The organism is Pseudanabaena sp. 'Roaring Creek', from assembly GCF_001402795.1.
GTDB lineage: Bacteria > Cyanobacteriota > Cyanobacteriia > Pseudanabaenales > Pseudanabaenaceae > Pseudanabaena.
The window spans coordinates 1-9,698 of the sequence record NZ_LIRE01000744.1 but is presented as its reverse complement, the minus strand read 5'-3'; the positions used below and the strand labels follow the sequence as shown (position 1 = coordinate 9,698).

At 43.8% G+C, this 9,698-nt stretch carries 11 protein-coding genes and 2 pseudogenes; 7 read left to right on the top strand and 6 right to left on the bottom strand.

Annotated elements, in window-relative coordinates:
• Window positions 1–158: pseudogene (locus AC805_RS27040) on the top strand (IS630 family transposase); the annotation flags it as partial.
• Window positions 159–357: 199 nt separating this feature from the next.
• Here AC805_RS27040 and AC805_RS22365 read toward each other — a convergent pair.
• Window positions 358–1,551 (bottom strand): dipeptidase, encoded by a 1,194-nt coding sequence (locus AC805_RS22365; protein WP_082429616.1) that lies wholly within the window; start codon window positions 1,549–1,551, stop codon window positions 358–360.
• 318 nt (window positions 1,552–1,869) lie between these two features.
• On the opposite strand from AC805_RS22365, the gene AC805_RS22360 reads away from it, so the two are divergent.
• Window positions 1,870–3,096 (top strand): AAA family ATPase, encoded by a 1,227-nt coding sequence (locus AC805_RS22360; RefSeq protein WP_055077460.1) that lies wholly within the window; start codon window positions 1,870–1,872, stop codon window positions 3,094–3,096.
• Window positions 3,086–3,664 (top strand): DUF4276 family protein, encoded by a 579-nt coding sequence (locus AC805_RS22355; protein ID WP_231664167.1) that lies wholly within the window; start codon window positions 3,086–3,088, stop codon window positions 3,662–3,664. Before AC805_RS22360 ends, AC805_RS22355 begins: the two co-directional genes overlap by 11 nt.
• On the opposite strand, the gene AC805_RS27195 is transcribed toward AC805_RS22355, so the two are convergent.
• On the bottom strand, window positions 3,638–3,772 hold the full coding sequence (locus AC805_RS27195; RefSeq protein ID WP_269433622.1) for a hypothetical protein: 135 nt from the start codon (window positions 3,770–3,772) through the stop codon (window positions 3,638–3,640). The genes AC805_RS22355 and AC805_RS27195 overlap by 27 nt on opposite strands.
• Window positions 3,773–3,801: 29 nt before the next feature.
• On the bottom strand, window positions 3,802–4,497 hold the full coding sequence (locus AC805_RS22350) for a glutathione S-transferase family protein (RefSeq protein WP_055077458.1): 696 nt from the start codon (window positions 4,495–4,497) through the stop codon (window positions 3,802–3,804).
• Between the two features lie 94 nt (window positions 4,498–4,591).
• On the opposite strand from AC805_RS22350, the gene AC805_RS22345 reads away from it, so the two are divergent.
• Entirely contained in the window at window positions 4,592–4,969 is a 378-nt protein-coding gene (locus AC805_RS22345) for a helix-turn-helix domain-containing protein (protein ID WP_055077457.1), read from the top strand.
• 250 nt (window positions 4,970–5,219) lie between these two features.
• Here the strand turns inward: AC805_RS22345 and AC805_RS22340 are convergent, their stop codons facing one another.
• The 3 genes and pseudogenes from AC805_RS22340 to AC805_RS27530 all read right to left on the bottom strand — a co-directional run.
• Window positions 5,220–6,167, bottom strand: coding sequence for an alpha/beta hydrolase (locus tag AC805_RS22340; protein ID WP_055077456.1), 948 nt, complete (start codon window positions 6,165–6,167; stop codon window positions 5,220–5,222).
• Window positions 6,168–6,221: 54 nt separating this feature from the next.
• Complete coding sequence (locus tag AC805_RS22335) at window positions 6,222–7,187, bottom strand: acetyl-CoA carboxylase carboxyltransferase subunit alpha (RefSeq protein WP_055077455.1); 966 nt, start codon at window positions 7,185–7,187, stop codon at window positions 6,222–6,224.
• A gap of 54 nt (window positions 7,188–7,241) precedes the next feature.
• Window positions 7,242–7,486, bottom strand: a pseudogene (locus AC805_RS27530) (type II toxin-antitoxin system YhaV family toxin); the annotation flags it as partial.
• 97 nt (window positions 7,487–7,583) lie between these two features.
• Here AC805_RS27530 and crtH point away from each other — a divergent pair.
• From crtH to AC805_RS27190, 3 genes are all read left to right on the top strand, one after another.
• Window positions 7,584–9,098 (top strand): carotenoid isomerase, encoded by a 1,515-nt coding sequence (gene crtH / locus AC805_RS22330; RefSeq protein ID WP_055077454.1) that lies wholly within the window; start codon window positions 7,584–7,586, stop codon window positions 9,096–9,098.
• 62 nt (window positions 9,099–9,160) lie between these two features.
• Entirely contained in the window at window positions 9,161–9,466 is a 306-nt protein-coding gene (locus tag AC805_RS22325; protein ID WP_055077453.1) for a hypothetical protein, read from the top strand.
• Window positions 9,463–9,597 carry a hypothetical protein gene (locus tag AC805_RS27190; protein WP_269433621.1) on the top strand — a complete coding sequence of 45 codons (135 nt, stop codon included), beginning with the start codon at window positions 9,463–9,465 and terminating at the stop codon, window positions 9,595–9,597. The genes AC805_RS22325 and AC805_RS27190 overlap by 4 nt, the downstream gene beginning before the upstream one ends.
• Window positions 9,598–9,698 lie beyond the last annotated feature (101 nt).

The window sequence follows — 9,698 nt, the reverse complement described above, 5'->3', positions numbered from 1 at the left end:
GTCTCGACCGTCGTATTCCTGATAAACAGCTTTTGATTCAGGAAGTCTCGGCTTGGGAAAATCGCAGGAATTCTCTCTCTTGTAAAGTCAATTGGCAATTTACTACTGCTGATGCTCGCATTAAATTGCTTCGCCTCTACCCGTCAATAATTACTTGACTGCCTACTAGTGTAGATTGATGAAGTACTCTACTCCCCTAGTATGACAACCCTACTAATTATATATTATCTACGCGATGTGCAACTAAAAGTCTGAAAGCCTTGATTTCTCGTACTTTATGGGGTGATCGCCTCAATTATCTATTTACTAAAGGCGATCGCTATTCAATTTCTTGACTTTGCGATCGCTAATGTGGAGTTAAGCTGGAAGCAACTTTTGCAAGAGATGAATCACATTTAAGCTCATAATCTTTGCAATCTCTTTTTCGGAAAAGCCTTCCTTCTGTAAGGCTTGGGTGAGCTGTCCAAGGTTAGCTACATCAAACGGAACCCGAACTGCACCGTCAAAATCTGAGCCGATCGCAACATAGTCTATACCAACCTTATCAGCAACATATCGAATCGCCCTAGCAATAGCGCTGGCATCTTCTCCACACACGGCTGTTTCCCAGAAACCAATTCCGATCACCCCACCAGATTGGGCAATCTGCTGAAGTTGGCGATCGCTGAGATTTCTGGCATTGTTACAAGTCCCTTGTACACCAGTATGGGAAACTAACACAGGACGGCTAGTTATCTGCAACACCTCATTCATGGTTTGAGCCGATGCATGGGCTAAATCAATAATTAAGCCCAAAGCCTCCATTCGCTTAAGAACTTCTCGCCCAAAGGGAGATAGCCCTCCTTTATCAACCCCATGAGCAGAACCACTTACCTCAGTATCAAAAAAGTGGGATAATCCAATCAACCGAAATCCCTCTTCATAAAGCTGGTTCACATTCTCAAGCTGACCTTCCAGCGCATGTGCACCCTCTAAACCCAACAGCCCTGCGGTAATTGCTCGATTCTGTTGTCTTTGGGCAAGATAGCTGTTCAAGTCTTGCTTGGTCTTGATAATCCTAAACTTACCTGAAGCATCTCGCTCAAGGGATTGAAGCCGTCTGGCTTGATAGAGGGCTCGCTCCTTGAGACTAAACCACGATGGGATCGGCCATCGTTGAAGGATTGCTAGCTTTGTGATGTTGTCACTACGATCATTGTTCCCTTCCAAGAGCAAAGGCGTAGGAACTTTGGTCACGACTGTAAAGATTTGCAGAGCAACATTGCCTTGAATCAGACGAGGCACATCAACATGTCCATAGCTTTCCAGTTTAGAGAGATCCCTTCCCCAAAGCAGAGAGTCTGCATGTAAGTCAACAATAGTTAAAGACTCGTGCAGGGCTTGAGAAGACGAACTCAGGGGTTGGAGAACTAAGGGGCTAATCGGATTAAATCGCTTTGCAACGAAGGATGGAGCAAATGAGAAAACTAGGATTGCTATCAAGATCGCTAGACTGATAACTAGAAGCAGTCCCAAACGAAATACTTTACCGATTTGTCTTCGCTGTCTCACAGAGTAACCCACCGAAACTGTTTAATTATGCCCTTAGCGGTGAGCAGGCTAACCGCTTAATTGAGCGGCAGAAGAACTTTTGCTCTCAGCTAAAATATCACGATTTTGTCCGCTCCAATGATGTGTTACTTCGATCGCCATCAATTCCTTAACTTTGCGATCGCTATTATTGTGAGTCTTGATTTTTAAGCGATCGCTTTGATGCTCTCAGTTGTAAAATTGGGGCGATCGCTTATGATGTTGTTTCGTTTGTGACAGACACAGACATATTCGGCTAGAATTTATCAAGACGATTAGTATTGGAAAGGAAATTCTATTTTGTCAAACACAGATTCCAAAACAAATCAGCCTCGCCTTTTATCATTTACCCTTGACGGTTGGTCTGTTTTGGGTGGTCGGGTTACTGTGCCTTTACACGATGGTGTTGCAGTATTAGTTGGTCGTAATGGATCTGGGAAATCAGCCATTATTGAAGGGTTTGAGGCGATTTCATTATGTGCAATTGGCAAGTCTAACCGAGTTCCATACAATAATAGCGATAGTATTCCCAAGATATTAGAAATCGAAATTTTGACACCAGATAAGCGTCATCTAGCATATAAATATGAGCGTATTCCTCTATTTACATCTACCGAAAGTTTGGATCTAGATGATTCTATAAGTGATAATTTAGGAGAAAAGCAATTCTCTTGGCATGGCTATTGTCAATACGTTGATGGAAACCAAGAGACTATTTGGACTACAGAAAATGGAATAACAACACTAATTAATGAACACGGTCAAAACGCTGGCATTCTTGGAAATATTCATTTATTTCCACAATCAATACTTCCTGAGAACTCTTCACTAAAGTTTCCTCGCGAAATGTTTTGGATCTATGATGTTTTGAATGGAGTCCGTGTATTTATTAAGACTACTATTTCTAGTCGTAAAAATACTTCGATAAAAGTTTTACGCAACAAAAATATCGTTGTTGCAGATAGTTTAGGAATAGCTGGTTTATTAACTCAAAAAATTCATCGTTGTATGGATATGGGGAGTCTTAATGAGCTTGAAAGTATTTGTCAACGAGTTGGGATTGCAAACAAGATAACTGAACAAAAATTCTATGAAAATGGGGAAAATAAAAGAGGTGCTAAAAATGGAGAATATTACTTTTCAATTCTTCTAGACGATGTAAATATTGGATTAGTTTCTGATGGAACTCTGAAGGTTTTGTCAATCCTGATAGAAATAATAGACTTAAAAACTAGTTCAACAATAGTCATTGAAGAGCCAGAAACGCAAATTCATCCTGCGATGTTAGCCAAGTTACTCAGTGAGATCGAGACTTATACTTATGGAGAAAATTTAATTCTCTCAACTCATTCACCACAGGTAGTCTCATGGACAATTCCAGAAAAAATCAATTTAGTTCATCGTAAGGATGGACAGACCTTCGTTCGCAAATTAGGTGAAGCCCAAATTCATAATGTTATCGAATATCTATCTGAAGAAGGGGACTTAGGCGAATGGATTTATAGTGGTATTCTCGATGATGAGTAACATTAAGATTGCCTTAATTGCTGAGGATGAAACAGACTGTGCTGCAATTCGCAGAATTGTTCATCGTGTCCTTGGGGCAGAAATCGCAACCAAAAAATGGGCTTCTAACGGTTGTAGTACATTAAAGAAAAAGCTAACCGCAAAGCTGAAAGTTCTTTCCAGTGAAGGTTGTAATATTTTTATTGTCGTTCATGATTTGGATCGTAATCCTCAAAATACATCCCTCAACAATGAGACAGCATTACGCTCAAAATTAGAAGCTTTATCTTCTGAAATTCACAGTCTTAATAAACATATCTGTATTCCCATTGAAGAATTAGAAGCTTGGTTTTGGTCTGATCCAGAAGTTATCAAATATCTTGGCGGTGAAAAAGGGAAAGCACATCCTAACCCTCACGAAATTAAATCTCCTAAAGAAAAACTAATAGAATTATCCAAAGATGCAAGTAGAAAGCCTCGTTACAGTACTAACGATAATGACAAATTAGCGACCATGTTAAATTTGGATCTATGTTCTAAACGGTGTTCTTCATTTAGAGAGCTAGTCAAATTCTTGCGATCGCTCTAAAATTTGTACTAAGAGCTTTTTCCCAACATTCACAATATGACAAATCTCTAGCGATCGCTGAGTCCTGAGCTTTAGGCGATCGCCGACAACTGATTCGGAACTAGACAATGATGTTAATCAAGATGCCAATCAACAAGTTATCGTTGTGATAGAGCATTGATGCGTTGATGACGACGATGTTGCCAAATCTTGGGAATCACGCGCATACGACGCTTGAAGTTGCTCCATTCCTCTGGACTCAGTTCAATCTCTCGCCAAGTAGGTCGAGCCAATAACCGCTCCGACCAATCATTCAGGTTTGGATAATTAGTCAAAGTAATTCCTAAATCAGGCATCCTGTGAATAAGCGTTCCAGCTACAATTTCAGCCATTGTCAGTTGTTCTCCAGCAAAGTAGCATAAATTGCCTAACAATCCCTCAAGGAAATTGAGGGTGTTAATTGCCCGTAGCTGAGCATATTCAAACTCTAAGGATTTTTCGTTTGAGTTTTCCTTACCAACAAGCAACCCGAAGATTGCAGGCAGTAACTCATTGAACGTAACCGTCTGCACCATCCGAACCCTTGCTAAAGCCTGTGCATCTGTTGGTAATAGAGATGGAGAAGGATATTTCGCTTCCAAGTAATCTAAAATCGCCAAGGATTCAATCACCCTAAAGTCATCATCAAACAAAACTGGAACATGACTAAAAGGATTTAAGGATAAGAACTCAGGCTCAAACTGTTCACCACCCAAATTAACCGAAATCAGCTCAAAAGGAAGCTGTTTTTCCAATAGTGTCAACCACACGGGACGGGCATAGGCGGAGGGACGAGAGTAGTAAAGTTTAATCATATAGTCCCAATCTTTAGCTTTTAACTTGCAATTTACAACGTACTGTAACAAGGATAGGTTGTAAAATGCAAGTGATAAGCCTCTATATCTTGCTATGCCTCAATCCAAACGCTCACCCTGTCCCATCTCCTGCACATTAGATCTGATTGGCGATCGCTGGACATTACTTGTCATCCGAGACATGATGTTCTTTGGTAAGCAACGTTTTGAAGAGTTTTTAGAATCTCCTGAAGGAATCTCGACTAATATCTTGGCAAACCGCCTCAAGCTGCTTGAAGAATTAGGTTTAGCAGAAAAGCAGCCCTACAGTAATCATTCCCGTCGCATGAACTATCAACTCACCGAGAAGGGACAAAGCTTACGTTCTGTTTTGAAGGTAATCACTGTTTGGGGATTGAAGCATATTGATGACACGCAGATCCCTCAGAGTAATACCAATTCACGAAAGTGTGACAATACTTTCGTGAATTGAAAACTAATACCAATTCCCAAAAGTGTGGCTACACTTTTGGGAATTGAAAACCAAACCCAGTAAGGGTTTTAAAATTACAAAATGGCTACGCCATTTTGTAATTTGGTATAAACCTAGTAGGGGTTTTCAAGTTAATAAATGGCGTAGCCATTTATTAACTTGGTATAGCCTTCCATATGCCGATCGCGGTACTAATAATTTCAACACAACTGAACCATAAACGCCCACAAGCAAGCTCCGAATTGTCTTATCATTGCGCCTTGAGCGTATTCTCTAACAATGCGCGATCAAAAAAGTGGATGACTCGTTGGCGATATTCACTCGGATACTTGGCAAGCCCTTCCCCATGTCCAACATCAGGAATTTCCCACACATCCACATCTTTGGGATTACGAGCAACAGCCGCAAACCACTGCACTTGGCGTAGTTCGCGCCCATGTCCTGTCTGTCCAGTAGCGATCAGCAAAAGCGGAATGGCAGGACGGTGCGCGAGAGCCTCGACCACAGACCTAGGGAGGGGAATATGTAATGCTCGCTCCAAAAAACGATCCACAAACCAATTGTCAAGCCAATCGATCGCGCTACGCGGCCACTCTGTCACGGTTACTGGGGGAAAGAGATCGCCCACGGTGGCGGGAGTTGCCCCATCAGCAACGACCGCATGAATCGCAGGATACTGGGTCGCAGCCCGCAACGCAATTTGGGCTCCCATCGAAAACCCGAATACACCGATACGCTGCGGATCAACATCAGGCTGGCGTTGGACATAGGTCAGCATCGGTGCAATATCTGTGACTTCCAGCCAGCCCCAAGATCGTTGTGAACCGCTACTCGCACCATGGGCACGGCGATCGCAAATTAAGACTCCGTAACCCTGTTGCGCCAACATAGCAATGTGAGACAGCATCGCCGTGCGATTGCCCCCTTCACCATGCATTAGGATGACTGCCGCACGATTATGCGATGGCAGATACCAGCAGGTAAGCGACAGGCGATCTGTGGTAGTTAGTTGGACATCGCGGACAGGCAAGCGTGAATCCGCTGGGGGTTGGCAGCAGGTAGGTTCTGAGAATGGCGACAGGATGGATGAAAGGCGTGTCGCAGCGTGGAGCGCAAGTCCGACGATACTAATGAGCAGAAGCAGCCCAACTCCACTGGCAATCCATTGCCAGCGCAAGCGAAAAGAAGTGTGCGCCATTTTAAGTCAAGTGCGATCGCCTCAATTATATACCTACTAAATTTACGAACCCCACTACGATTCCAGAAATACACCCATCTTGCGGAATTTTTGATAGCGTAGCTCTTGCAACTCTTCGGCTGGCAACTTACTTAAGCGATCAAGATTTTCCACCAGCGCCGCCTTCAGATTTTCCGCAGACTTCAGAGGCGATCGATGCGCCCCACCTAGGGGTTCGCTAATCACATAGTCAACGATCCCCAAGCGCAACAGATCGGGGGCGGTAATTTTTAAAGCTTCGGCTGCCTTACCCGCCTTTGCCGAATCGCGCCAAAGGATCGCCGCACAAGCCTCAGGTGTCGCAACCGTATAGACGGAATTCTCAAACATCATAATGTGATCGCCAATGCCGATCCCCAAGGCTCCACCCGAGCCGCCTTCACCGATCACCGTGCAAATAATTGGCACGCTTAGCCCAAACATCTGGCGCAAATTTGCGGCGATCGCTTCGCCTTGTCCCTGCTCCTCCGCCGAAACCCCAGGGTATGCGCCAGGAGTATCGATTAGGGTGATAATCGGCAAGTTAAACCGATGGGCATGATCCATCAGACGCGCCGCCTTACGATAGCCCCCAGGAGATGCCATCCCAAAATTGCGGGTCATGTTGTCTTTGGTGTCGCGCCCCTTTTGATGCCCCAAAATTACCACTGGGCGATCGCTAATGCGGGCTAGTCCACCAACTAAAGCGGGATCGTCATTACCTCGGCGATCGCCATGCAACTCCATCCACTCATCGGTAATAGCTTGCACGTAGTCAAGGGTGCTAGGACGACGGGGATGCCTAGCGATCTGCATCCGTTGCATTGCGCCTAAGCCTGAAAATATTTCACGGCGCAAAAGCTCCGCACGTTGCTCTAAAAGGCTAATCTGCTCGACCATATCGACATCGTTTTCATTCGCGAGCTCGCGGATTTGGGCGATACGGTTTTCTAGTTCAACGATGGGCTTTTCAAAGTCAAGCAGGATTTGGCGATCGGCCATGATGCAATTTTTGTATATTAGATACCATTTCTCAGATTAGCAGACAAAGGGGAGAGGATGACCACCTTCGAGCATTTTCTTGAAGACTCGATAGGAATCTGTATTGCTTTCATAGGCTCGCTTAGAACCATCATCATTTACCCAAGCAAAGATAATGATTTTGCTTTCTTGGCGATATTCGCTACGGATGGGATCTTGAGGGATGACTTCAAATGCTAATTTGGCGATCGACGCTTTGTGGCATTTTTCTGTTTGTAGTCATGGGGATATTTCTTCTGTAGCCCTTCAACAAACAGCAAGAAGAGAAGGCTTTGCCACACTTTCAAAATTCTCTCTAAGCTTTATGGCAGTGCAAAGCGCTGTATAGTTGAAGGTAGGTTTTGATTAAGAAATGTGATGGCGCAAACACTCGATGCGGATGTAATTGTTATTGGCTCAGGGATTGGCGGTTTAGTCACCGCGACGCAATTGGCAGCGAAGGGGGCAAGCGTAATTGTCCTTGAGCGCTATTTAATTGCGGGGGGCAGTGGGGGCTATTTTGAGCGCAATGGCTATCGCTTTGATGTGGGCGCGTCGATGATTTTTGGTTTTGGCGATCGCGGTACGACTAATCTCCTCACCCGTGCGTTGGCGGCGGTGAATATGAAAATGGAGACGATTCCCGACCCTGTGCAGATCCATTACCATTTGCCGAATCATCTGGAAATTGAGGTACATCGAGACTATGAGAAATTTTTACAAGAATTAGGCGATCGCTTTCCCCACGAACGGGTCGGTATTCGCAAGTTTTATGACGAATGTTGGAAGATTTTTAACTGCCTAAATGCGATCGAGTTGCTTTCTCTAGAAGAATGGCGCTACTTGATGCGCGTATTTTTCCAGAATCCCCTTGCTTGTCTGGGTTTAGCTGCCTATCTGCCCCAAAATGCAGGTGATATTGCCAAGAAATATATTCGCGATCCTGAACTATTGCAATTCATCGATATGGAATGCTACTGCTGGTCAGTGGTTCCCGCCGATCGCACTCCTGCAATTAATGCAGGTATGGTCTTTAGCGATCGCCATTATGGTGGCATTAACTATCCCGTCGGTGGCGTGGGCAAGATTGCCGAAAAGTTAGCGGAAGGTTTAGAAAAAGCGGGTAGCGAAATCCGTTATGGGGCAAGGGTTACCCAGATTATTCCCAAAGCCAAATCTGGTAAAGGTGCGATCGGGGTCAAACTAGCGAATGGCGAAGTTCTCTATGCTAAAAAAGTAGTTTCCAATGCCACTCGTTGGGATACCTTTGGGAACTTACTCAAGGATGAGCCTTTACCCAATGGCGAAAAGGGATGGCAATCGCGCTATCAGAAATCCCCTAGTTTCCTGAGCTTACATCTCGGTGTCGAGGCTGCCGCAATTCCCGATGGTGCTGCCTGTCACCATATTTTGCTCGAAGATTGGCAGGATATGCAGAATGAACAAGGCACAATTTTTGTCTCGATTCCAACGCTACTCGATCGCTCCCTTGCGCCTGAAGGCTATCATATTGTGCATACCTTCACACCTAGCTGGATGAGTGAATGGGAAGATTTATCTGCGTCAGAATATGAAGCAAAGAAAAATGATGCGGCGAGAAAATTATGCGATCGCCTCTTAGCAATTTTCCCTAAACTAGAAGATTGTCTCGACTATCAAGAAGTCGGCACACCCCGCAGTCATCGTCGCTTCCTCGGTCGTGCTGATGGAACCTATGGACCAATTCCTACAGGCAAGCCTTTAGGACTTTTGGGAATGCCTTTTAATCGGACTTCTATTCCTGATTTATATTGTGTCGGTGATAGTACTTTTCCAGGACAAGGTTTAAATGCTGTTGCCTTTTCAGGCTTTGCCTGTGGACATTTAGTCGCATCATCTTTAGGACTTGTCTAGCAATTCAATATTTTTATACAAGGCAAGTACAATTAATAATATGTTGATATAGGTCTTAAGATATGAGTGTTGTCAAAGAACTTATTTTAGACAAGTTAGAGCAGTTAGAGATCTTATCTAAGCCTGCTTTAAAAGAAGTTTTAGATTTTGTTAGCTTTTTAGAGTGGCGACTAGAAACAAATCAACAATCAATTCTAAGTTCTAATCCACTTCCTAAAGAAGATGTGGAAGCAACAGAAAATACAAGTTCTTTTTTGTTAGAGATTGCGTCATCTTTTGCTGATGGTTTGTCTGATGAAGATTTGGAACGTTTACCGACGGATGGCGCAGAAAATCACGATCGCTATCTCTACAATAATCAAGTATGACTGAGATGATTTTTGCTGACACTTTTTATTGGGTGGCATTACTCAGTCCTCGTGATACTTTTCACAGTCAAGCGATCGCTATTACAGCAAGGCTTGGTAAGACGAAAATTATTACAACTGATGAAGTATAGTTGTTTTAAATAACTTGTAGACGGGCTTCGACTTCGCTCAGCCCTCGGTGTAAGCTAGCTGAGCGAAGTCGAAGCTGTAGTTTTTATTTGAATTATCTATA

Coding starts and splice junctions, on each gene's coding strand:
- AC805_RS22355 (WP_231664167.1), top strand. CDS start 3,086: ATGATGAGTAACATTAAGATTGCCTTAATTGCTGAGGATGAAACAGAC.
- AC805_RS22350 (WP_055077458.1), bottom strand. CDS start 4,497: ATGATTAAACTTTACTACTCTCGTCCCTCCGCCTATGCCCGTCCCGTG.
- AC805_RS22345 (WP_055077457.1), top strand. CDS start 4,592: ATGCCTCAATCCAAACGCTCACCCTGTCCCATCTCCTGCACATTAGAT.
- AC805_RS22340 (WP_055077456.1), bottom strand. CDS start 6,167: ATGGCGCACACTTCTTTTCGCTTGCGCTGGCAATGGATTGCCAGTGGA.
- AC805_RS22335 (WP_055077455.1), bottom strand. CDS start 7,187: ATGGCCGATCGCCAAATCCTGCTTGACTTTGAAAAGCCCATCGTTGAA.
- crtH (WP_055077454.1), top strand. CDS start 7,584: ATGGCGCAAACACTCGATGCGGATGTAATTGTTATTGGCTCAGGGATT.
- AC805_RS22325 (WP_055077453.1), top strand. CDS start 9,161: ATGAGTGTTGTCAAAGAACTTATTTTAGACAAGTTAGAGCAGTTAGAG.
- AC805_RS27190 (WP_269433621.1), top strand. CDS start 9,463: ATGACTGAGATGATTTTTGCTGACACTTTTTATTGGGTGGCATTACTC.